Source organism: uncultured Enterococcus sp. (genome assembly GCF_913775425.1).
In the GTDB taxonomy this organism is placed as follows: domain Bacteria; phylum Bacillota; class Bacilli; order Lactobacillales; family Enterococcaceae; genus Enterococcus_G.
This window is the reverse complement of the sequence record NZ_CAJYIS010000064.1, coordinates 31,887-53,897: the sequence shown is the minus strand read 5'-3', so window position 1 is coordinate 53,897 and position 22,011 is coordinate 31,887. Positions and strand designations below refer to the sequence as shown.

Genomic DNA, 22,011 nt, shown 5'->3' with positions numbered 1-22,011 from the left:
TTGCTATTTAAGTTCATCCATACTATAATCGTAGAGGTGTTGCTTAGCTGTAGAGCTAGTAATATTGGTAGAACAGTTTGTTCTGCCGGCTAAGAAACGAGAGGTTGCGACACGCCCGGACGCTTTGCCATGGACGAGCGTGACGGAAAATTTTCGTGGAGCTATGTCTACTTTTCAAAATAGGCGAAGGAGGGAAAACAATGGCAAAACAAAAAATTCGTATCCGCTTAAAAGCGTATGAACATCGTATTTTAGATCAATCTGCGGAAAAGATCGTAGAAACTGCAAAAAGAACTGGAGCTGACGTTTCTGGTCCAATTCCATTACCAACTGAACGCAGTCTTTACACTGTAATCCGTGCGACTCATAAATACAAAGATTCTCGTGAACAATTCGAAATGCGTACACATAAACGTTTAATCGATATCGTGAATCCAACACCAAAAACTGTTGATGCATTGATGAAACTTGATTTACCATCAGGCGTAAACATTGAAATTAAACTATAATTAAAAATAAGATGGAGGTGTAATCATGACCAAAGGAATCTTAGGGAAAAAAGTGGGGATGACTCAAATCTTTACTGAATCTGGTGAACTTATTCCAGTAACTGTTGTAGAAGCTACTCCTAACGTAGTATTACAACTGAAAACAATGGAAAATGACGGCTACGAAGCTGTTCAAGTAGGATACCAAGATTTACGTGAAGTTTTAAGTAACAAACCTGCGAAAGGTCATGTTGCAAAAGCAAACACGGCTCCTAAGCGCTTCATTCGCGAATTCAAGGATGTTGAGCTAGAGGGCTTAGAAGTAGGATCAGAAGTTAAAGTTGACGTATTCCAAGCTGGAGACATCGTTGACGTGACAGGAACAACTAAAGGTAAAGGATTCCAAGGCGTTATCAAACGTCACGGACAAAGCCGCGGACCTATGTCTCACGGTTCTCGTTACCACCGTCGTCCTGGTTCAATGGGTCCTGTTGCACCTAACCGTGTATTCAAAAACAAACGTCTTGCAGGACGTATGGGCGGAAACCGCGTAACTATCCAAAACTTGGAAGTTGTACGTGTTGATGCTGAACGTAACGTTATCTTAATCAAAGGTAACATTCCTGGAGCGAAAAAATCATTGATTACAATTAAATCAGCTGTGAAAGCTAAATAATTAGATAGGAAGAAAGGAGGAACTAAGGAATGCCGAATGTAGCATTATTTAAACAAGATGGAAGCCAAAATGGCGAAATTACTTTAAACGAAGAAATCTTCGGAATCGAACCTAATGAAACAGTTGTCTTTGATGCAATCATCATGCAACGCGCTTCATTAAGACAAGGAACACACGCTGTGAAAAACCGTAGCGCTGTTCGTGGTGGTGGCCGTAAACCATGGCGCCAAAAAGGAACAGGTCGTGCCCGTCAAGGTTCAATCCGTTCACCACAATGGCGTGGAGGTGGAGTTGTCTTTGGACCAACACCACGTTCATACAGCTACAAACTTCCTAAAAAAGTTCGTCGCTTAGCAATCAAATCTGTATTATCAGAGAAAGTTGCATCAAATAACTTGGTAGCAATCGAAGCTTTAAGCTTTGACGCACCAAAAACTAAAGAATTCAAACAAGTTCTTGCTAACTTGTCTATTGACACTAAAGTATTAGTAGTTTTAGAAAACGGTAATGACTTCGCTGCTTTAGCTGCACGTAACTTACCAAACGTTTCTGTAGTATCTGCTGATAACATAAGTGTATTAGACGTTGTGTCAAGCACTAAAGTGTTAGCAACTCAAACTGCTCTTACTCAAATTGAGGAGGTGCTTGCATAATGAACTTACTAGACATTATTAAAAAACCAGTTATTACTGAAAAATCTATGTTAGCTATGGACGAAAAGAAATACACTTTCGAAGTAGACGTACGCGCAAACAAGACTTTAGTAAAACAAGCTGTTGAAGCAGCATTTGGTGTTGACGTGAAAAACGTAAACATCATCAACGTGCGTCCTAAATTTAAACGTATGGGTAAATATGCAGGATACACAAAAAAACGTCGTAAAGCTGTTGTTACTTTAACAGAAGCTTCTAAAGACATCGAATTATTCTCTGCTGAATAAGCAAAGAAACTAACTAAACTTTAATAGGAGGGAAAACAGACGTGGCTATTAAAAAGTACAAACCTACCTCAAATGGTCGTCGTAATATGACAAGTTCTGATTTTGCTGAGATTACAACTTCAAAACCAGAAAAAACATTATTGGCGCCGTTGAAAAATAATGCCGGTCGTAACAACAACGGACGTATCACTGTTCGCCATCAAGGTGGCGGTCACAAACGTCAATACCGTTTGATCGATTTCAAACGTAACAAAGATAACGTTGTTGCTACAGTTAAAACAATCGAATATGATCCAAACCGTTCTGCTAACATTGCGTTAGTTCATTACGAAGATGGAGTGAAAGCTTATATCTTAGCACCTAAAGGACTAGAAGTTGGCATGACTGTCGTTTCTGGACCAGAAGCAGATATCAAAGTTGGTAACGCGTTACCATTAGCAAACATTCCAGTGGGTACTGTTATCCACAACATCGAAATGAAACCAGGAAAAGGCGGACAATTAATCCGTTCTGCTGGTACAAGTGCTCAAGTACTTGGTAAAGAAGGCAAATACGTATTGATTCGTTTGAACTCAGGCGAAGTGCGCATGATCTTAGCAACATGTCGTGCAACTATCGGTGCTGTAGGTAACGAACAACATGAATTAATCAACATTGGTAAAGCGGGTCGCTCTCGTTGGATGCGTAAACGTCCAACTGTACGTGGTAGCGTAATGAACCCTAACGATCACCCACACGGTGGTGGTGAAGGTAAAGCTCCAATCGGACGTAAAGCGCCAGTATCTCCATGGGGTCAACCAGCTCTTGGATACAAAACTCGTAACAAAAAAGCGAAATCAGACAAACTTATCGTTCGTCGTCGTAACGCTAAATAATTTTATTGACCATGTGTCGCATATTTTGAGAGGAGGTACACCATGGGTCGTAGTTTAAAAAAAGGACCTTTTGTCGATGATCATTTGATGAAAAAAGTCGACGCACAACAAGGTGCCGAAAAGAAAAAAGTTATCAAAACTTGGTCTCGTCGTTCAACAATCTTCCCAAGCTTTATCGGATTTACGATTGCTGTTTATGATGGACGTAAACATGTACCAGTTTACATTCAAGAAGATATGGTAGGACATAAATTAGGTGAATTTGCACCGACAAGAACTTATCGTGGACACGGAAGTGACGATAAGAAAACTAAACGCTAATTTGAGAGGAGGATATCAGAATGGCAGAACAAATTACATCAGCTAAAGCTGTTGCGAAAACAGTTCGCGTTTCTCCTCGCAAATCACGTTTAGTGATGGATTTAATCCGAGGAAAAAACGTTGCTGAAGCCATCGCAATCTTAAAGTTCACACCGAACAAAGCTGCAGGAATTATTGAAAAAGTTCTAATGTCAGCTATTGCTAATGCAGAAAACAACTTCGACTTAGATGTTGAAAACTTGGTAGTATCTGAAGGATTTGTTAACGAAGGACCGACAATGAAACGTTTCCGTCCACGTGCAAAAGGTTCAGCTTCACCAATCAACAAACGTACTAGTCATATTACGGTAGTCGTATCAGAAAAATAAGAGGAGGGACATTCAGTGGGTCAAAAAGTACATCCAATTGGAATGCGTGTAGGCGTCATCCGCGACTGGGATGCAAAATGGTATGCTGAAAAAGAGTATGCTGATTTTCTACACGAAGATTTAAGAATTCGTAAATTCATCGCGTCTAAACTTGCTGATGCTGCCGTGTCAACGGTTGAAATCGAACGCGCTGCAAACCGCGTGAACGTTTCAATCCACACAGCTAGACCAGGTATGGTTATTGGTAAAGGCGGATCTGAAGTTGAAAGCCTAAGAAAAGAATTAAACAAATTAACTGGTAAAAAAGTACACATCAACATCGTGGAAATCAAAAAACCAGATCTAGATGCTAAATTAGTAGCTGAAGGAATTGCACGTCAATTAGAAGGCCGTGTTGCTTTCCGTCGTGCTCAAAAACAAGCCATCCAACGCTCTATGCGTGCTGGCGCGCAAGGAATCAAAACTCAAGTATCAGGTCGTTTAAACGGTGCGGATATCGCTCGTAGCGAAGGTTACTCTGAAGGAACAGTTCCATTGCACACATTACGTGCGGATATTGATTACGCATGGGAAGAAGCAGATACAACATACGGAAAACTAGGAGTTAAAGTGTGGATCTATCGTGGAGAAATTCTTCCAACTAAAAAAAACACTGAGAAAGGAGGGAAATAAGCATGTTAGTACCTAAACGTGTAAAACACCGTCGTGAATTCCGTGGAAAAATGCGCGGAGAAGCTAAAGGCGGCAAAGAAGTTGCATTTGGTGAATATGGCTTACAAGCTGTTGATTCTCATTGGATTACTAACCGCCAAATCGAAGCGGCTCGTATTGCAATGACTCGTTACATGAAACGTGGTGGGAAAGTATGGATCAAAATTTTCCCTCATAAATCTTATACTGCCAAAGCGATTGGGGTACGTATGGGTTCTGGTAAAGGGGCACCTGAAGGTTGGGTATCTCCAGTAAAACGTGGAAAAATCATGTTTGAAATCGCTGGTGTACCTGAAGAAGTAGCACGTGAAGCGCTACGCCTTGCTTCTCACAAATTACCAATGAAAACGAAAATCGTAAAACGTGAAGAAATGGGTGGTGAATCGAATGAAGGTTAAAGAAATCAGAGAATTAACCACTGCCGAAATGCTAGATCAAGAAAAACAATTAAAAGAAGAATTGTTTAATCTAAGATTCCAATTAGCTACTGGCCAACTAGAAAACACTGCACGTATTAAAGAAGTTCGTAAGTCGATTGCACGCATTAAAACTGTAGTGCGTCAACAAGCTAATTAATTGTGGAAGGAGGCCATCTAGGTATGACTGAAGAAAGAAATCAACGTAAAGTTTACCAAGGTCGCGTGGTGTCTGATAAAATGGACAAAACAATTACAGTAGTAGTTGAAACGAAAAAAAACCACCCTATCTACGGTAAACGTATGAACTATTCTAAGAAATACAAAGCACACGATGAAAACAACGAAGCAAAAGTTGGCGATATCGTGAAAATTATGGAAACTCGTCCATTATCAGCTACGAAACGTTTCCGTCTAGTAGAAGTTGTCGAAAAGGCAGTGATTATCTAATCACACGAAGTTTTCCTATATAGATTGAATTGCAAAATCTGAAAGGAGGATACACATCGTGATCCAACAAGAAAGTCGTTTAAAAGTTGCTGATAACTCTGGTGCTCGCGAAATCTTGACAATCAAGGTCCTTGGTGGTTCAGGTCGCAAAACAGCGAACATCGGTGACATCATCGTTGCTACGGTTAAACAAGCAACGCCAGGTGGTGTTGTCAAAAAAGGTGACGTCGTTAAAGCCGTTATCGTTCGTACCAAATCAGGCGCTCGTCGTACAGACGGTTCTTATATTAAATTTGATGAAAATGCTGCGGTTATTATCCGTGACGATAAGAGCCCACGTGGAACACGTATCTTTGGCCCAGTTGCTCGTGAATTACGCGAAAACAACTTCATGAAGATCGTTTCACTAGCACCAGAAGTATTATAATTGTCACTTATACCCAAAGGAGGTGCGAAACACTCATGTTCGTGAAAAAAGGCGATAAAGTTAAAGTTATCACTGGTAAAGACAAAAACAAAGAAGGCGTAGTACTAGCTGCAATGCCTAAGAAAGATAAAGTTATTGTCGAAGGTGTTAACATCGTGAAAAAACACCAAAAACCTTCTCAAGCTGCTCCTCAGGGCGGAATCGTTGAAATGGAAGCACCAATTCATGTGTCAAACGTGATGGTCATTGATCCTTCTAACGGTGAAGCTACACGTGTCGGCTATAAAGAAGTAGACGGTAAAAAAGTCCGTGTTTCTAAAAAAACCGGTGAAGTTTTAGATAAATAATCAAATCAAGGAAGGAGGAGCTTGCTAAATGAACCGCCTTAAAGAAAAATATTCAAAAGAAGTTGTACCATCATTGATGGAAAAATTTAATTATAGTTCAATCATGCAAACACCAAAAGTTGATAAAATCGTTATCAACATGGGTGTGGGTGATGCTGTATCTAACACTAAAAGCTTAGATAAAGCTGTAGAAGAATTACAATTAATTTCAGGTCAAAAACCTTTAATTACAAAAGCTAAAAAATCTATCGCTGGATTCCGTCTACGTGAAGGAATGCCAATCGGTGCGAAAGTAACGCTACGCGGCGAAAGAATGTACGAATTTTTAGATAAATTAGTATCTGTTTCTTTACCACGTGTACGTGATTTCCACGGTGTAAGCAAAAAAGCATTCGACGGACGCGGAAACTACACTTTGGGTGTTAAAGAACAATTAATCTTCCCAGAAGTAGACTACGATTTGGTAGATAAAGTACGTGGGATGGATATCGTTATTGTAACAACAGCAAACACAGATGAAGAATCTCGTGAGTTGTTAGCACAATTAGGCATGCCATTCCAAAAATAAAAAAAGGAGGCGAACTACGTGGCTAAAAAATCAATGATTGCTAAAAACAAACGTCCGGCTAAACACGCTGTACAAGAGTACACACGTTGTGAACGTTGTGGACGTCCACATTCAGTTTATCGTAAATTTAAACTTTGCCGTATTTGCTTCCGCGAACTTGCCTACAAAGGTCAAATTCCCGGCGTGAAGAAAGCTAGCTGGTAAACAAGTAAACTCGCATAAAGGAGGTAAATCATCTAATGGTCATGACAGATCCAATTGCAGATTTTCTAACACGCATTCGTAATGCCAACATGGTAAAACACGAAGTATTAGAAGTACCTGCTTCAAAAATCAAACGTGATATCGCTGAAATCTTGAAAAAAGAAGGTTTCATCCGCGATGTTGAATATATCGAAGATGACAAACAAGGCGTGATCCGCGTATTCTTGAAATACGGTAAAAACGGTGAACGTGTTATCACTAACTTGAAACGTATCTCTAAACCAGGTCTACGTGCTTACGTTAAATCTGACGAAGTACCTAAAGTATTAAACGGTTTAGGTATCGCAATTATCTCGACTTCTGAAGGTGTAATCACTGATAAAGAAGCAAGAGCTAAAAACATCGGCGGCGAAGTTGTCGCTTACGTATGGTAATTTAAATAATACACAAGGAGGTGTCTCTAAGTGAGTCGTATCGGTAATAAGATTGTCGTTCTTCCTGCTGGTGTTGAAATCAAGCAAGAAGGCAATGACATTACAGTTAAAGGACCTAAAGGTGAATTAACTCGTACTTTCTCTTCTGATATTCAAATGAACATCGAAGGAAACGAAGTTACTTTTACTCGTCCAAATGATAGTAAAGAAATGAAAACTATTCATGGAACTACTCGTGCAAACTTCAATAACATGGTTGTTGGTGTAAGCGAAGGTTTCCAAAAAGCTTTAGAATTAATCGGGGTTGGATACCGTGCTCAATTACAAGGAAGCAAACTTGTATTGAACGTTGGTTACTCTCATCCGGTTGAAATCGTTGCCCCAGAAGGCATCACGATTGAAGTACCATCAAATACTTCAGTAATCGTTAAAGGTACGAACAAAGAAGTTGTTGGTGAATTAGCAGCTAACATCCGTGGCGTTCGTCCTCCAGAACCTTACAAAGGTAAAGGGATTCGCTATGTTGGTGAATTTGTTCGCCGTAAAGAAGGTAAAACTGGTAAATAATCGTAAACCACTGCGTTTACGATTCACGGCTTAGGCCGATAAAAATTAAGAGGTGACAATTGTGATTACAAAACCAGATAAAAACAAAACACGTCAAAAGAGACATCGTCGTGTACGTAACAAAATCTCTGGTACTGCTGAGTGCCCACGCTTGAACATTTTCCGTTCTAACAAGAACATCTACGCGCAAGTAATTGATGACGTAGCGGGTGTAACGCTAGCAAGTGCCTCTGCCTTGGATAAAGAAATTTCAGGTGGAACAAAAACTGAACAAGCGCAAGCTGTCGGTAAATTAATCGCTGAACGTGCAGCAGCAAAAGGTATCAAAGTAGTAGTCTTTGACCGTGGTGGATACCTTTACCATGGCCGCGTAGCAGCATTAGCAACAGCAGCTCGCGAAAATGGACTAGAATTTTAGGAGAAGGAGGAACACCATTCATGGTTTATATTGATCCAAAACACTTGGAATTAGAAGACCGCGTTGTCGGTATCAACCGCGTAACAAAAGTTGTAAAAGGTGGACGTCGTTTACGTTTCGCAGCTTTAGTTGTTGTCGGTGATAAAAATGGCCACGTTGGTTTCGGTACTGGTAAAGCTCAAGAAGTACCAGAAGCGATCCGTAAAGCTGTTGAAGATGCTAAGAAAAACTTAGTTGAAGTACCAATGGTTGGTTCTACTATCCCTCATGAAGCTATCGGCGTATTTGGTGGTGGCCGCATCTTAATGAAACCTGCAGTAGAAGGTTCTGGAGTTGCTGCTGGTGGACCAGTTCGTGCCGTATTAGAATTAGCTGGGGTAGCTGATATCACATCTAAATCATTAGGTTCAAACACACCTATCAACGTTGTTCGCGCAACAATTGATGGATTAAAACAATTAAAACGTGTCGAAGAAGTGGCAGCACTTCGCGGCAAATCAGTTGACGAAATTATCGGTTAAGGAGGACAAGTATAATGGCTGAATTAAAAATTACTTTAAGACGCAGTGTTATCGGACGTCCTCAAAACCAACGCGCAACTGTTAAAGCGTTAGGTCTTGGTAAAGTGAACAGCACTGTTGTTAAACCAGCTAATGATGCAATCAAAGGCATGGTTAACACAATCTCTCACTTAGTGGACGTTGAAGAAGTTTAATTAGAAATAGATTTAGAGTTAGTAGTTTGATTAAGGAGGTGCCAAACCATGAAACTTCATGAATTAAAACCTGCAGAAGGATCTCGCCAAGTACGCAATCGCGTAGGACGTGGTACTTCATCTGGTAACGGTAAAACAGCAGGACGCGGACAAAAAGGTCAAAAAGCTCGTTCAGGTGGCGGTGTACGTTTAGGATTTGAAGGGGGACAAACTCCTTTATTCCGTCGTTTACCAAAACGTGGATTCACAAACGTGAACCGTAAAGAATACGCAGTTGTGAACTTAGATCTTTTAAATCGTTTTGAAGATGGAGCTGAAGTTACACCAGTTGCTTTAGTTGAAGCTGGAATCGTGAAAAACGCAAAAGCTGGAATTAAAGTATTGGGTAATGGCGAGTTAACGAAAAAATTAACTGTCAAAGCAGCAAAATTCTCTAAAACAGCAGAAGAAGCTATCGTAGCTGCTGGTGGATCAATCGAGGTGATCTAATGCTGAAACTTTTGAAGGATGCTTTTAAAGTAAAAGATATTCGCTCAAGAATTTTGTTTACAGTATTTATCCTGTTTGTATTTCGTCTCGGTGCACATGTCGTTGTGCCCGGTGTCGATGCAAATAAGTTAAAAGATATCGCCGATCTACCATTTTTGAACATGCTAAATTTGGTGAGTGGTAGTGCGCTCCAAAACTTCTCGATCTTTTCGATGGGAGTTTCTCCTTATATCACTGCATCAATTATCGTTCAATTGTTGCAGATGGATATCGTTCCACGTTTTGTGGAATGGTCGAAACAGGGTGAAGTTGGTCGTAAAAAATTAAATCAAGCAACACGTTACTTGACATTGGTTTTAGGTTTCCTACAATCAATGACATTAACTGCTGGATTTAACTTCTACACTCAATTTGGTTTTGTCTCAAATCCTAGTTGGCAAACATTCGTTACCATCGGGATCATCTTAACTGCAGGCACAATGTTTGTGACTTGGTTAGGAGAGCAAATCACTGAAAAAGGAATCGGAAATGGAGTGTCAATGATCATCTTCGCTGGGATCATCTCACGCTTACCTGTAAGTGTGAAGGGTCTTTATGAAGATTACTTCATTAACGTACCTTCATCTGATTTATGGAAATCAACTATTTTTATGGTGTTACTAATCATTGCTGTATTAGTAATCGTCACACTAGTTACATTTTTCCAACAAGCAGAACGAAAAATCCCAATTCAGTATACCAAACGAATTACTGGTGCTCCTACAAGTAGTTACCTTCCATTGAAAGTAAATGCTGCCGGAGTTATCCCTGTAATTTTTGCTAGTTCATTTATTACTACGCCTAGTGCAATCATTCAAGCTCTAGGTAGTTCTTACCAAAATGAATCTTGGTTTGTTATCGTCCAAACGATCTTCAGTTATAACACTGTCCCTGGGGCAGCGATTTATACCGTGTTGATCGTGGCCTTTACATTCTTCTATGCTTTTGTTCAGGTCAATCCTGAAAAGTTATCCGAAAACTTGCAAAAACAAGGAAGTTATATCCCAAGTGTTCGTCCTGGTAAAGGAACAGAAGAATACGTCTCTTCATTATTGATGCGCTTAAGTACTGTCGGAGCCATTTTCCTAGGATTAGTAGCCTTGCTACCGATTTTAGCGCAAATGATCTGGAACTTACCACAATCAATTGGTTTAGGCGGAACAAGTTTATTGATCGTTGTTGGGGTTGCACTTGAAGCGGCGAAACAGCTTGAAGGGTTAATGCTAAAACGCCAATATACTGGTTTTTTGAATTAAGGTTCTTGAGGTGTTGAGGATTTCCTCAACACTATTCAATGACTTAGGAGGAAACAGAATGAACCTCGTTTTAATGGGACTTCCCGGTGCTGGTAAGGGAACACAAGCAGAGCGTATCGTCGCTTCTTACAACTTACCGCACATTTCAACCGGCGATATGTTTCGTGCGGCTATGGCCAATGAAACAGCGCTAGGCTTAAAAGCCAAATCATACATGGATCAAGGAAATCTAGTTCCTGACGAAGTAACGAATGGAATCGTCAAAGAACGTTTAGCTCAACCAGATACAGAGAATGGCTTCTTATTAGATGGCTTTCCTCGTACATTGGATCAAGCAAAAGCGTTGGATGAGATGCTAAACGAGCTTGGAAAGAAATTAGATGCTGTAATTGATATTCATGTCCCTGAAGAAATTTTAGTTGATCGCTTAACTGGTCGCTTTATGTGCCGCAATTGTGGTGCAACGTATCATCGTGAGTTCAATCCTCCAAAAGTGGAAGGTACTTGTGATAAATGCGGTGAGCACGAGTTTTATCAACGAGAAGATGATAAGCCTGAGACGGTCAAAAATCGTCTAGCTGTCAATATCAAAAGTAGTGAACCAATTTTAAATTATTATAAAGAAGAAGGTTTATTACAGTCTATTGATGGGAATCGTGAAATCGATGCTGTGTTTGCAGATGTACAAAAGATCATCGAATAACGATCGATTGCCCGTAACCGACTTGAAGGCTGAGTGACTTTCTCTTGATATAATTAACCTGGCATGTTATAATGTGTCAGTCCGACTTCTTTAACGAGAAGTTTTTGAGAATATTAGGTGGAAGCATTGCATTCCGCCGTTTTATCGTGTGAAAATGCGAAAAAGTACAAGGAGGTACTGTGCGTGGCAAAAGAAGATATGATTGAAGTCGAAGGTACAGTCGTCGAAACTTTGCCGAATGCAATGTTTAAAGTCGAATTGGAAAATGGACATCAAGTTCTAGCAACAGTTTCTGGTAAGATCAGAATGCACTACATTCGTATTCTACCTGGAGACAAAGTAACGGTTGAATTATCACCGTATGATTTGAACCGTGGCCGTATTACTTATCGCTTTAAATAATTGTACTCCGTAAAAACACAGGAGGTATTATCATGAAAGTAAGACCATCAGTAAAACCAATGTGTGAACATTGTAAAGTAATTCGTCGTAAAGGACGCGTTATGGTGATTTGCCCAGCAAATCCAAAACATAAACAACGTCAAGGATAACCGGAGGTGTAACAAACTATGGCTCGTATTGCAGGAGTAGATATTCCTCGTGATAAACGTGTAGTCGTTTCTCTTACTTATATTTATGGTATTGGGAACACGACTGCGAAAAAAGTTTTAGCTAACGTTGGTGTTTCAGAAGAAATTCGTGTACGTGATTTAACAAACGAACAAACTGACGCTATCCGTGCTGAAATCGATAAACTAAAAGTTGAAGGTGACTTACGTCGTGAAGTTAACTTAAACATCAAACGTTTGATGGAAATCGGTTCTTACCGTGGAATCCGTCACCGTCGTGGATTACCAGTTCGTGGACAAAACACGAAAAATAATGCACGTACTCGTAAAGGCCCTTCTAAAACAGTTGCAGGCAAGAAAAAATAATTTTTAAGTGAAGGAGGTTAAATCTTCATGGTAGCAAAAAAAGTAAATCGTAAACGCCGTGTCAAAAAGAATATTGAAGCTGGGATTGCACATATCCACTCAACATTCAATAATACAATCGTAATGATTACTGATACTCATGGTAACGCGTTAGCATGGTCATCAGCTGGTGCATTAGGATTTAGAGGAAGCAGAAAATCAACTCCTTTTGCCGCTCAAATGGCAGCAGAAACTGCAGCTAAAGTAGCAATGGAACATGGATTAAGAACATTAGAGGTAACTGTAAAAGGTCCTGGTTCAGGACGTGAAGCAGCAATCCGTTCATTACAAGCAGCAGGCTTAGAAGTGACTGCAATCCGTGACGTGACTCCAGTTCCTCATAATGGGTGCCGCCCTCCAAAACGCCGTCGTGTTTAATGAGTGCTTCTCATTTGAGTTTTAAGTATTACGTCATTGAACAAGACACTTTTCGTTTTGAAAGGGGTAAGAGATAAGAATGATCGAATTCGAAAAACCAAGAATCGCAAAGATTGATGAAGAAAAAGATTATGGCAAGTTTATCGTTGAACCGTTAGAACGTGGATACGGTACGACATTAGGTAACTCTTTACGTCGTATTTTATTGTCTTCTTTGCCAGGGGCAGCAATCACGAATATTCAAATTGATGGCGTATTGCACGAATTCTCCACAGTAAAAGGTGTTCGAGAAGACGTGGCGCAAATCATCTTGAATATCAAAGGCCTAGCATTAAAAATGTATGGCGAAGATGAAAAAACCCTTGAAATCGATATTGCAGGTCCTGCTACAGTTACAGCTGGTGACATCCTTGTTGACAGTGATGTAGAGATCTTAAATAAAGATATGTATATTTGTACTGTTTCTGAAGGTGCTACTTTCAATGCTCGCTTAACCGTGAGACCTGGACGTGGATATGTTCAAGCAGACGAAAATAAAAAAGAAGACATGCCAATCGGTGTGTTACCTGTTGATTCTATCTATACACCAGTACGTCGTGTAAACTACCAAGTAGAAAACACTCGTGTCGGTCATAGAGATGATTTTGACAAACTAACAATGGAAATTTGGACAGATGGCTCAATCGAACCATTAGATGCAATGAGTCTAGCTGCAAAAATCATGACTGAACATTTAGACATTTTCGTGAATCTTACTGATGAAGCTAAACATGCTGAAATCATGGTAGAAAAAGAAGAAACGCAAAAAGAAAAAATGTTGGAAATGACGATTGAAGAACTAGATTTATCTGTACGTTCTTATAACTGTTTAAAACGTGCAGGAATTAATACTGTACAAGAATTAACTAATAAGTCTGAACCTGAAATGATCAAAGTTCGTAATTTAGGTCGTAAATCACTTGAAGAAGTGAAAGCGAAATTACATGATCTTGGTCTTGGGTTACGCAAAGACGATTAAACCTTTTTGAAGGAGGGGAAACCAAGTGAGTTATCGTAAATTAGGACGCACGTCTAGTCAACGTAAAGCGATGTTGCGTGATTTAACAACTGATTTATTCATTAACGAACGTATCGTGACGACTGAAGCTCGTGCGAAAGAAGTTCGCTCAACTGCAGAAAAAATGATCACTTTAGGTAAACGTGGTGATTTACACGCACGTCGCCAAGCTGCGGCATTCGTTCGTAATGAAGTAGCAAGTGTTCGTGAAGAAAACGAAGGGATCGTAGTTGAATCAGCTTTACAAAAGCTATTCAATGATATCGCACCTCGTTACACAGATCGCCAAGGTGGCTATACTCGTATCTTGAAGACAGAACCAAGACGCGGAGATGCTGCTAAAATGGTTATCCTAGAACTTGTTTAAAATCACACTTATCATCACTTTAGAGATGCATACAAGAGTGTTATGATGTTGGAAAGTTCAGACTTTCCGAGTCTAGCTCAGCGCTACCCCCTAGTTTGACTAGGGGGTATGCACTCATCATAAAGTGTAAGTGTTTTTTTTTACTCTCGAGTAGCTGTCAAGACAGCTTTTGGAAAGTGAAAAAGAATGAAAAAGCGCAAAACGTCAACGAATCATTGCGTTTGAGCGCTTTTTTTGGTAGTGTTTGAAAGTAGACCAAAGAGTGAGGGGAATAACATGGAACCGATTGTTCAATTACAAGACTTAACATTTCGATATCAACCAGATGATGAAAAACCAGCTTTAGATCAAGTGTCACTGACGATCAATGAAGGAGAATGGGTGGCGATTATCGGGCATAATGGTTCCGGAAAATCCACTTTGGCCAAAACGATCAATGGCTTATTATTACCTGAACATGGAGAAGTGCGTGTTAAAGGGCAAGCATTAGCTGAAGAAACGATTTGGAATATTCGTCGTGCAGTCGGCATGGTGTTTCAAAATCCTGATAATCAATTCGTTGGCGCAACTGTCGAAGATGATATTGCGTTTGGAATGGAAAACCAAGGCGTTCCGCGTGAAGATATGGTCTTACGTGTACAAGAAGCACTAGAACAAGTACGGATGACGCCTTTTGCGACCAAAGAGCCAGCAAGACTATCTGGTGGTCAAAAACAACGGGTAGCGATTGCCGGAGTCGTAGCGCTAAGACCAGATGTGATCATATTGGATGAAGCGACAAGTATGTTAGATCCTGAAGGGCGCTATGAAGTCATTGAAGCAGTAAAAAAAATCAAAGAGAAAAATCAATTAACAGTAATCTCAATCACCCATGATATCGATGAAGCAGCAAATGCGAATCGTGTCTTAGTGATGAAGCAAGGTCGTTTGATCAAAGAAGGCACACCAGAAGAGATTTTTTCGGCTGGACCTGAATTGATCGAACTTGGATTAGATCTGCCATTTCCAGAAAAATTGAAATTGGCATTAAAAGCACAAGGGGTTACTGTACCGAATCATTATTTAACCGAAGAAGGGATGGTGGAATGGTTATGGACATCCGTTTTGAACAAGTAAATTTCACATATCAGCCGAATAGTCCATTTGAACAACGAGTCTTATTTGATTTAGATTTTGAAATCAAAGATGGAAGTTATCATGCGATCGTTGGCCATACCGGTTCCGGGAAATCCACGATTTTACAGCATCTGAATGCATTGTTAAAACCAACGAGTGGAACAGTAATGATTGGTGATCGTGCCATCAAACCAGATACGAATAATAAAAATTTAAAACCGTTACGTAAAAAAGTTGGGATCGTTTTTCAATTTCCAGAGTCACAATTGTTTGAAGAAACTGTAGCCAAAGATATTATGTTTGGACCTAAAAATTTTGGTGTGTCAGAAGAAGCAGCCCAACGATTAGCTGAAGAGTATATTGAACTTGTGGGCTTACCTGCTGAAACGTTAACTAAATCGCCTTTTGATCTTTCAGGAGGACAGATGCGTCGGGTAGCGATTGCTGGTGTTTTGGCGATGGAACCAGAGGTATTGGTTTTGGATGAGCCAACAGCAGGACTAGACCCACAAGGGCGACGTGAAATGATGGCGATGTTTTCAGCGCTACAAAAACAAAAACAACTCACGATCGTTTTGGTTACCCATTTGATGGATGACGTAGCAGATTTTGCTGATTACGTGACGGTCATGGAAAAAGGACGCGTCGTCAAACAAGGTACACCTAAAGAGGTTTTTCAAGAAGTTGCTTGGTTAGAAGAAAAACAATTGGGTGTTCCAACAGCAGCGGCTTTTGCAAAAAAATTACAAGCAAAAGGCTGTCAGTTTGCTGAGTTACCGTTGACTGCAACACAGTTGGCTGAATGGATCGTATCAAAGGGGGAAGCAGCCCATGATGAATAAATTGATTTTTGGACGATATATTCCTGGTGACTCGATCATTCATCGTCTAGATCCGCGTACAAAGCTATTAACGAGTTTTTATTTTATCGGGATCATTTTTTTAGCAAATAATTGGCAAAGTTATCTATTTTTAGCAGCCTTCACATTTGTAGCGATCTTGCTGTCTAAAATCAATTTAGGCTTCTTCTTACGTGGCGTTCGTCCGTTATTATGGTTGATTATTTTTACAGTGGCATTGCAGATGTTTTTCACATCTGGTGGTCAAGTCTATTGGCAGTGGGGGATCTTTCGTTTAACAGAATTTGGAGTGTTAAATGGGATTTTTATTTTTTGCCGTTTTGTGCTGATTATCTTTATTTCTACTCTACTCACATTGAGTACACCACCACTTGCATTATCAGACGCTATTGAAGCCGTTTTAAGACCATTGAAAGTCATTAAATTTCCAGTACATGAGATCTCATTGATGCTGTCGATCGCGCTACGATTTGTACCGACATTGATGGATGAAACGGAGAAGATCATGAACGCGCAACGTGCACGTGGTGTCGATTTTGGTGAAGGAAGTATCGTCCAAAAAATGAAGGCGATCGTCCCGTTATTGATCCCGTTATTTGTCAGTAGTTTTAATCGTGCTGAAGATTTAGCAACAGCGATGGAAGCTAGAGGCTATCAAGGCGGCGAGGGTCGGACAAAATACCGGATTTTACACTGGCAACTAAGAGACACGCTCACCATTTTAGTGTTTGTCATCGTCACGATTATTTTAGTTTGGTTAAAGAGTTCATAAAAAAATTCGAGCAAAGCCACTGTGAACTTTCCGGTCGCTTTGCTTTTTTTAGGAGTAGAAAAAAATGGTACGATATAAAGCAATCATCGCATATGATGGGACAAATTTTCATGGGTTCCAACGTCAACAAAATACCCGTACAGTTCAAGAGGAAATAGAAAAAACTTTGACAAAGATGGCAAGTCAAAAAATCGAGATCCATGGTTCTGGCCGCACCGATGCCGGTGTTCATGCTTTAGGTCAAGTCATCCATTTTGACTTTCCTTATCCACGTCCATTAGAAAAAATGCGTTTTGGGTTAGATACTCAAACACCAGAAGATATCGCAGTGATCCAGGTAGAAGAAGTAGCAGAAGATTTTCACGCGCGCTACTTAGTAAAAGAAAAAACCTATGAATTTAGAGTTCAGTTAGGAAAACCAAGAAGTCCTTTTACTCGTTTTTATGCGAGCTATTTTCCTTACGAGATCGAGCTAGCAAAAATTGAACGTGCGCTGCAAGATTTTTTAGGCACACATGATTTTACCTCATTTTGTGCTTCAGGTAGCTCGATTGAAGATAAGACACGCACGATAAAAGAAGCAAGTGTAGTTTATAGCGAATCAACTCAGGAGTTGGTTTTTACATTTAGAGGCGATGGATTTTTATATAAGATGATTCGCATCATGGTAGGAACGCTGTTGAAAATCGGGAATCATCGTATGGATGAAACAAGTATTCCGCAAATCATTGCGGCGAAAAATCGTGATCTTGCAGGACCGACTGCTCATCCAGAAGGGCTTTACTTAAAAGAAGTACGCTATTAAAAAGGACTGTGACAGAAATCTGTCACAGTCTCCAAAAAATGAATGAACGGTGTTCCAAAAGTAGCGCTGTCAAAAATAAGCCGACTCATTACCGAAATAGGAGAACCTATTATCGGAATGGGTCGGCTTATTTATTGGAGCTGCCTACTTTTAAAGCAGCCTCTTTTTAGTATAATTCTAAATATTGTTCGCGTTCCCATTCGGTAACGGCTTGTCTAAATGATTGCCATTCGATCGTTTTTGCTTCATAGAAGTTGTTGAAGATATGACTTCCTAATGCATCGACCATAACATCATCTTTACGTAAAGCTTTTAATGCAGAACGCAATGTACCTGGTAAATCAAAGATGTTTACTGCTTCACGTTCTTCTTCAGTCATAACATAGATGTTGCGATCGACTGGTGCTGGAGCTTCTAATTTATTTTCGATTCCATCTAAACCAGCAGTTAATAGTGCAGCTAGAGCTAAATATGGATTTGCACTTGGATCAACTGAACGTAATTCTAAACGAGTCGATAATCCACGAGATTCAGGAACACGGATTAGTGGTGAACGATTGCGACCAGACCAAGCGATGTAAACAGGAGCTTCAAAGCCAGGAACTAAACGTTTGTAAGAGTTTACTGTTGGGTTACATACTGCAGTATACGCTTTGGCATGTTTCATCAAACCAGCTAAGAATTGGTAAGCTGTTTCGCTTAGTTGCATCTCGCCTTTTGGATCAAAGAACGCATTCTCGTCACCTTTAAATAATGACATATTACAGTGCATCCCTGAGCCGTTGATTCCATATAATGGTTTAGGCATGAACGTCGCATGCAATCCATGTTTACGAGCGATCGTTTTGACAACTAACTTAAAGGTTTGGATATTGTCACAAGCTTCGATTGCATTTGCGTACTTAAAGTCGATCTCGTGTTGTCCAGGAGCTACTTCATGGTGAGAAGCTTCTACTTCAAAGCCTAAGTCTTCTAACTCTAATACGATATCGCGGCGGCAGTTTTCACCTAAGTCAGTTGGTGCAAAGTCAAAATACCCACCTTGGTCATTTAATTCAGTTGTAATGTTGCGATTTTCATCTAAACGGAAAAGGAAAAATTCAGGTTCAGGTCCTAAGTTGAATGAAGTAAAGCCAAGTTCTTCCATTTTTGCTAGCGCACGTTTTAAGTTTCCACGAGGATCTCCAGCAAATGGTGTACCATCTGGATTGTAGATATCACAGATCAAACGAGCTACTTTACCGTGATCATTTTCCCATGGGAAGATCATCCAAGTATCTAAGTCAGGGCGTAAGTACATATCACTTTCTTCGATACGTACGAAACCTTCGATTGATGAACCATCAAACATCATTTTATTGTCTAATACTTTATCTAATTGTGAAACAGGAACTTCTACGTTTTTGATTGTTCCCATAATGTCGGTAAACATTAAACGTAAAAAGCGTACATGTTCTTTTTTCACGATCTCTTTGATCTCTGCTGCTGTCGTATTTACTTTTGGCATAATAACTTCCCATCCTTTTTCCGTAATTTTCTAATGGTTCATTTTAATCAATCTTTCATGTAAAGAAATATAACATGAGTACTCAACGCTTGTAAACTCTTTTTTTGAAAAAAGTCATGAAAAAAAACCTAGCGCTTGAAAAAGCGCTAGGTTATTGGTTATTTATCCGTTTTTTTTGAAGAAACGTTGATAAATTCCAAATAGAATGAGACAAAGGATAAAGCTTGCGATACCGATTTTTAAGCCAGGTGGTACGTAACGTAACACTAAGGTATGTTTTCCTTTAGGAATAGTTAAGCTGATCAGACCATCTTCAAATTCAGTGATGGGAACTTTTTTTCCATCTAAAGTCGCACTCCAACCTTTATCATAAGGAATCGTTGTGACCAAGGTCGTTGCTTCTTTTGTCGTGAAGCTTGCAGTTGCACTTCTATTTCCAGTTTTAAAGTCGACACCATCACGTTTAATAGCCGTTACCGCATTTTGATAAGCGTCAGTATCTAGTGTAACAACTTTGGGTTCTTGGAAACTGACTTGATCAGTACCGTAAAGACTCAGTGTGAACGTTACCGTTTGTGTTTGATCGTAATAGCCTAAATCATAATATTGACCATTGATATTGATCTGTGTTTTTCGTTGTTGACCATTGACTGTAATCGAAGCAGAAGAGCTTTGCAATTGATTGAAGTCAGTTGGAAATAGGCTTAGATATGCCTGTGTATGTGCAGGGATCGTCACTTCATATGTCAATTCCTTCGCAGTATTCGGCGTGATCTCTTTATAGGTAACTTGTTGTCCGACTGTGGTGATCTCCGTATTTTTTGAATCGATCATTTGGATCGGTTCAAATGCAAAATAGGTTTGTTCAAGTCCCGATAGGTAATTCATCAGGTTCGTTTGGTTTTGCAAGTTGTCATTGGCAATGATCTTTGGCTCGGTTCTAGTTGTAGGGATCGTAAAGCCTAAAGGGAGTGCATTGGTATTTTCATAAAGTGAATACGCACCTTTTTGCGCTACTTTTTCAAATCCGAATTTATCAAAACCAGTAGATGCGATATTGTATTTGATACTTGTAAAAGCATCCATAAGTAACGTGTTGTTGTTGTAACGAATGTTTAAATTCGTTCCGCGTGAACGAAATCCTAGATCATTTAGATAGGTCGATGAGTGTCGATTGCGAATCGACGAAAACATATTGATCCCCGCGTAATTATAGGCAAAGCTATCGTTAGATGAAACTGGATCAAGATTTTCTAAACGGTAGAATGTTTGATTTTCTTTTTTTGTTTGGTTTACCAACGCTTGTAGCGAAGGTTGTGGATCGGTATATAAACTACGTGAGGCATAGTTCCAATCTTCTAAGATACCATGTACCATGGCATTCGCATTTAAACTCATTTCCACACCGATCGTTAGCAATAATAAAAGGGAGAGCTGTTTTCGTGATAACAGTTTGAGCGAGTTGCCGCTCATACAAACGAAATAAATCAACAAGAAAATAATCGTCAATGCAAATGAAGTGATGGTAAGATACGCATGCGTCGTTTTATCGACAGCTCCATAAGCTAAGGTGAAACCAAGTAAAAGTAGTAAGATACTAAACAAGTAAGTGGGTAATTCGTGTTTTGTTAAACGTTCCCAACCAAAACCAGCCAAAACGATCACTAAAAAGGAAAACAAATAAGCAAAGCGGAATAAGAACATATTTGGAGCATGCATCCCTTGCCAAAATAAGTTGAATGGTTGGAAATAAAAACTGATCATCAATAATAATGCAATCGCACCAAAACTGATTTTTTGTCGTTTAGTAATCACTCGCGTCAAAAAGAAGAAGACTGCTAAGGTTAAAGGGAATAATCCGATATAAATAAAAGGGATCGATCCATACTTAGTTGTATCATAGACGCCGACCATGTTTTTGATAAAGAAATCAAAGACACCTGTCGCTTCCGTTTTTAATGAAGTGATTTTTGTAAATTCTTCTCCATTTGTACGCAGGTCCAAAATCGCTGGTAAAACCATGATCAATGAAGCACCACTAGCTAAAAGGGCTGTGATGCTATAAGGGATCACGGTTTTTTTGCTGTTTGGCCATTCTGAGAATAAAAGAGCTAGATAGTACAGTCCCGAAAATAGAGCAACCATAAATCCCATATAAAAATTACTGATAAATAAACAAAGATAGCTGTAAAATAAAAGGCGAGGTTTATGTAGATACACTAAGCGATAGATCCCCCAAATGATTAAGGGTAAAAAAGTAAAGGTATCTAGCCACATAATAATCTCAGAGTGGGCGATAGCAAACGACATCAATGCATAGCAAAGGGACAAAATGAGCTGGTTCCAACGGTTAAGCTGGAAGGTGTGATTCGCAAATAACCAAAAGCACAGGCCAGCACTACCGATTTTAAGTAATGTGATCACGTATAAAGCATCTGGCATCAATTGGTTTGGAAAGAAAATCACAAGTGGTGTGAAAAATCCGCCTAGATAATAAGAGATCAACGAAAGGTAATTCAACCCGAGTGACCCGCTCCATGTGTAAAAAAGACTTTGCTTACCAAGCAACATATTGCGAAAACTAGCATGAAAATTTGAAAACTGGGCAAATGCATCGCTAGCTAAAATGCTTCGGCTACTCCCAGGATAAATGCCAATACTCAAATAAATCAAAGCCATGATCACTAAAGGGAGAAAGAAACTAGCTGCTAGATAGCGCCAATTGTAACGAAGATACGCGCGTGTTGTCATAAAAAACCTCCA

General features: G+C 39.7%; 35 protein-coding genes. 33 read left to right on the top strand and 2 right to left on the bottom strand.

From position 1 onward, the window contains the following. Nucleotides 1–200 precede the first annotated feature (200 nt). The 33 genes from rpsJ to truA all read left to right on the top strand — a co-directional run bounded on the left by rpsJ (nucleotide 201) and on the right by truA (nucleotide 17,741). Nucleotides 201–509: a 30S ribosomal protein S10 gene (rpsJ, locus tag QZ413_RS07475; RefSeq protein WP_016186002.1), complete on the top strand. Its 309-nt coding sequence runs from the start codon at nucleotides 201–203 to the stop codon at nucleotides 507–509. 25 nt (nucleotides 510–534) lie between these two features. Then, nucleotides 535–1,164: a 50S ribosomal protein L3 gene (gene rplC, locus QZ413_RS07470; RefSeq protein ID WP_016186001.1), complete on the top strand. Its 630-nt coding sequence runs from the start codon at nucleotides 535–537 to the stop codon at nucleotides 1,162–1,164. Between the two features lie 29 nt (nucleotides 1,165–1,193). Next, a complete protein-coding gene (rplD, locus tag QZ413_RS07465) occupies nucleotides 1,194–1,817 on the top strand; it encodes a 50S ribosomal protein L4 (protein ID WP_297078836.1) in 624 nt (207 codons plus the stop codon). Beyond that, entirely contained in the window at nucleotides 1,817–2,104 is a 288-nt protein-coding gene (gene rplW / locus QZ413_RS07460; protein ID WP_016185999.1) for a 50S ribosomal protein L23, read from the top strand. Before rplD ends, rplW begins: the two co-directional genes overlap by 1 nt. Before the next feature lie 41 nt (nucleotides 2,105–2,145). Continuing rightward, nucleotides 2,146–2,979, top strand: coding sequence for a 50S ribosomal protein L2 (gene rplB / locus QZ413_RS07455; protein ID WP_016185998.1), 834 nt, complete (start codon nucleotides 2,146–2,148; stop codon nucleotides 2,977–2,979). Nucleotides 2,980–3,021: 42 nt separating this feature from the next. Continuing rightward, nucleotides 3,022–3,300, top strand: coding sequence for a 30S ribosomal protein S19 (gene rpsS / locus QZ413_RS07450; RefSeq protein ID WP_016185997.1), 279 nt, complete (start codon nucleotides 3,022–3,024; stop codon nucleotides 3,298–3,300). Nucleotides 3,301–3,320: 20 nt separating this feature from the next. Then, a complete protein-coding gene (rplV, locus tag QZ413_RS07445) occupies nucleotides 3,321–3,668 on the top strand; it encodes a 50S ribosomal protein L22 (RefSeq protein ID WP_016185996.1) in 348 nt (115 codons plus the stop codon). A gap of 15 nt (nucleotides 3,669–3,683) precedes the next feature. Next, on the top strand, nucleotides 3,684–4,340 hold the full coding sequence (rpsC, locus tag QZ413_RS07440; protein ID WP_016185995.1) for a 30S ribosomal protein S3: 657 nt from the start codon (nucleotides 3,684–3,686) through the stop codon (nucleotides 4,338–4,340). 2 nt (nucleotides 4,341–4,342) lie between these two features. Next, the gene (gene rplP, locus QZ413_RS07435; protein ID WP_016185994.1) at nucleotides 4,343–4,777 is read left to right on the top strand and encodes a 50S ribosomal protein L16; all 435 of its coding nucleotides are present in this window, start codon (nucleotides 4,343–4,345) and stop codon (nucleotides 4,775–4,777) included. Next, entirely contained in the window at nucleotides 4,767–4,955 is a 189-nt protein-coding gene (rpmC, locus tag QZ413_RS07430; protein ID WP_016185993.1) for a 50S ribosomal protein L29, read from the top strand. The genes rplP and rpmC overlap by 11 nt, the downstream gene beginning before the upstream one ends. Nucleotides 4,956–4,978: 23 nt before the next feature. Next, on the top strand, nucleotides 4,979–5,245 hold the full coding sequence (gene rpsQ / locus QZ413_RS07425) for a 30S ribosomal protein S17 (protein ID WP_016185992.1): 267 nt from the start codon (nucleotides 4,979–4,981) through the stop codon (nucleotides 5,243–5,245). Between the two features lie 58 nt (nucleotides 5,246–5,303). Then, entirely contained in the window at nucleotides 5,304–5,672 is a 369-nt protein-coding gene (gene rplN, locus QZ413_RS07420) for a 50S ribosomal protein L14 (protein WP_016185991.1), read from the top strand. Between the two features lie 35 nt (nucleotides 5,673–5,707). Then, nucleotides 5,708–6,019, top strand: a complete 312-nt coding sequence (rplX, locus tag QZ413_RS07415) for a 50S ribosomal protein L24 (protein WP_297078830.1) — start codon at nucleotides 5,708–5,710, stop codon at nucleotides 6,017–6,019. A gap of 28 nt (nucleotides 6,020–6,047) precedes the next feature. Beyond that, nucleotides 6,048–6,587 carry a 50S ribosomal protein L5 gene (gene rplE, locus QZ413_RS07410; RefSeq protein ID WP_016185989.1) on the top strand — a complete coding sequence of 180 codons (540 nt, stop codon included), beginning with the start codon at nucleotides 6,048–6,050 and terminating at the stop codon, nucleotides 6,585–6,587. 18 nt (nucleotides 6,588–6,605) lie between these two features. Then, the gene (locus QZ413_RS07405) at nucleotides 6,606–6,791 is read left to right on the top strand and encodes a type Z 30S ribosomal protein S14 (protein WP_016185988.1); all 186 of its coding nucleotides are present in this window, start codon (nucleotides 6,606–6,608) and stop codon (nucleotides 6,789–6,791) included. Between the two features lie 35 nt (nucleotides 6,792–6,826). After that, nucleotides 6,827–7,225: a 30S ribosomal protein S8 gene (rpsH, locus tag QZ413_RS07400; RefSeq protein WP_297078828.1), complete on the top strand. Its 399-nt coding sequence runs from the start codon at nucleotides 6,827–6,829 to the stop codon at nucleotides 7,223–7,225. Nucleotides 7,226–7,255: 30 nt separating this feature from the next. Then, on the top strand, nucleotides 7,256–7,792 hold the full coding sequence (gene rplF, locus QZ413_RS07395) for a 50S ribosomal protein L6 (RefSeq protein ID WP_016185986.1): 537 nt from the start codon (nucleotides 7,256–7,258) through the stop codon (nucleotides 7,790–7,792). Nucleotides 7,793–7,853: 61 nt separating this feature from the next. Further along, nucleotides 7,854–8,210, top strand: a complete 357-nt coding sequence (gene rplR / locus QZ413_RS07390) for a 50S ribosomal protein L18 (RefSeq protein WP_016185985.1) — start codon at nucleotides 7,854–7,856, stop codon at nucleotides 8,208–8,210. Between the two features lie 20 nt (nucleotides 8,211–8,230). Then, nucleotides 8,231–8,731: a 30S ribosomal protein S5 gene (gene rpsE, locus QZ413_RS07385; protein WP_016185984.1), complete on the top strand. Its 501-nt coding sequence runs from the start codon at nucleotides 8,231–8,233 to the stop codon at nucleotides 8,729–8,731. Nucleotides 8,732–8,745: 14 nt separating this feature from the next. After that, the gene (gene rpmD, locus QZ413_RS07380; RefSeq protein WP_016185983.1) at nucleotides 8,746–8,925 is read left to right on the top strand and encodes a 50S ribosomal protein L30; all 180 of its coding nucleotides are present in this window, start codon (nucleotides 8,746–8,748) and stop codon (nucleotides 8,923–8,925) included. Between the two features lie 48 nt (nucleotides 8,926–8,973). Continuing rightward, entirely contained in the window at nucleotides 8,974–9,414 is a 441-nt protein-coding gene (gene rplO / locus QZ413_RS07375) for a 50S ribosomal protein L15 (RefSeq protein WP_016185982.1), read from the top strand. Then, nucleotides 9,414–10,709, top strand: a complete 1,296-nt coding sequence (gene secY / locus QZ413_RS07370) for a preprotein translocase subunit SecY (RefSeq protein ID WP_297078825.1) — start codon at nucleotides 9,414–9,416, stop codon at nucleotides 10,707–10,709. Before rplO ends, secY begins: the two co-directional genes overlap by 1 nt. Before the next feature lie 58 nt (nucleotides 10,710–10,767). Beyond that, on the top strand, nucleotides 10,768–11,412 hold the full coding sequence (locus tag QZ413_RS07365; protein WP_297078823.1) for an adenylate kinase: 645 nt from the start codon (nucleotides 10,768–10,770) through the stop codon (nucleotides 11,410–11,412). A gap of 183 nt (nucleotides 11,413–11,595) precedes the next feature. After that, complete coding sequence (infA, locus tag QZ413_RS07360; protein WP_002288695.1) at nucleotides 11,596–11,814, top strand: translation initiation factor IF-1; 219 nt, start codon at nucleotides 11,596–11,598, stop codon at nucleotides 11,812–11,814. A 32-nt stretch (nucleotides 11,815–11,846) separates the two neighbouring features. Beyond that, on the top strand, nucleotides 11,847–11,963 hold the full coding sequence (rpmJ, locus tag QZ413_RS07355; protein ID WP_002288710.1) for a 50S ribosomal protein L36: 117 nt from the start codon (nucleotides 11,847–11,849) through the stop codon (nucleotides 11,961–11,963). Between the two features lie 18 nt (nucleotides 11,964–11,981). After that, complete coding sequence (gene rpsM, locus QZ413_RS07350) at nucleotides 11,982–12,347, top strand: 30S ribosomal protein S13 (RefSeq protein ID WP_016185979.1); 366 nt, start codon at nucleotides 11,982–11,984, stop codon at nucleotides 12,345–12,347. Nucleotides 12,348–12,374: 27 nt separating this feature from the next. Further along, nucleotides 12,375–12,764 carry a 30S ribosomal protein S11 gene (rpsK, locus tag QZ413_RS07345; protein WP_016185978.1) on the top strand — a complete coding sequence of 130 codons (390 nt, stop codon included), beginning with the start codon at nucleotides 12,375–12,377 and terminating at the stop codon, nucleotides 12,762–12,764. A 79-nt stretch (nucleotides 12,765–12,843) separates the two neighbouring features. Then, a complete protein-coding gene (locus tag QZ413_RS07340) occupies nucleotides 12,844–13,782 on the top strand; it encodes a DNA-directed RNA polymerase subunit alpha (protein ID WP_016185977.1) in 939 nt (312 codons plus the stop codon). Nucleotides 13,783–13,807: 25 nt separating this feature from the next. After that, on the top strand, nucleotides 13,808–14,188 hold the full coding sequence (gene rplQ / locus QZ413_RS07335; protein WP_016185976.1) for a 50S ribosomal protein L17: 381 nt from the start codon (nucleotides 13,808–13,810) through the stop codon (nucleotides 14,186–14,188). 276 nt (nucleotides 14,189–14,464) lie between these two features. Continuing rightward, nucleotides 14,465–15,304, top strand: coding sequence for an energy-coupling factor ABC transporter ATP-binding protein (locus QZ413_RS07330; RefSeq protein WP_297077988.1), 840 nt, complete (start codon nucleotides 14,465–14,467; stop codon nucleotides 15,302–15,304). Next, the gene (locus tag QZ413_RS07325) at nucleotides 15,280–16,146 is read left to right on the top strand and encodes an energy-coupling factor ABC transporter ATP-binding protein (RefSeq protein ID WP_297078862.1); all 867 of its coding nucleotides are present in this window, start codon (nucleotides 15,280–15,282) and stop codon (nucleotides 16,144–16,146) included. The genes QZ413_RS07330 and QZ413_RS07325 overlap by 25 nt, the downstream gene beginning before the upstream one ends. After that, on the top strand, nucleotides 16,136–16,936 hold the full coding sequence (locus QZ413_RS07320; RefSeq protein WP_297077987.1) for an energy-coupling factor transporter transmembrane protein EcfT: 801 nt from the start codon (nucleotides 16,136–16,138) through the stop codon (nucleotides 16,934–16,936). The genes QZ413_RS07325 and QZ413_RS07320 overlap by 11 nt, the downstream gene beginning before the upstream one ends. A 64-nt stretch (nucleotides 16,937–17,000) precedes the next feature. Next, entirely contained in the window at nucleotides 17,001–17,741 is a 741-nt protein-coding gene (gene truA / locus QZ413_RS07315; protein WP_297077985.1) for a tRNA pseudouridine(38-40) synthase TruA, read from the top strand. Nucleotides 17,742–17,907: 166 nt separating this feature from the next. On the opposite strand, the gene glnA is transcribed toward truA, so the two are convergent. Together glnA and QZ413_RS07305 are read right to left on the bottom strand one after the other, a co-directional pair. Next, on the bottom strand, nucleotides 17,908–19,248 hold the full coding sequence (glnA, locus tag QZ413_RS07310) for a type I glutamate--ammonia ligase (RefSeq protein ID WP_297077983.1): 1,341 nt from the start codon (nucleotides 19,246–19,248) through the stop codon (nucleotides 17,908–17,910). Between the two features lie 162 nt (nucleotides 19,249–19,410). Further along, nucleotides 19,411–21,999 carry a YfhO family protein gene (locus QZ413_RS07305; protein ID WP_297077981.1) on the bottom strand — a complete coding sequence of 863 codons (2,589 nt, stop codon included), beginning with the start codon at nucleotides 21,997–21,999 and terminating at the stop codon, nucleotides 19,411–19,413. Nucleotides 22,000–22,011: the final 12 nt, after the last annotated feature.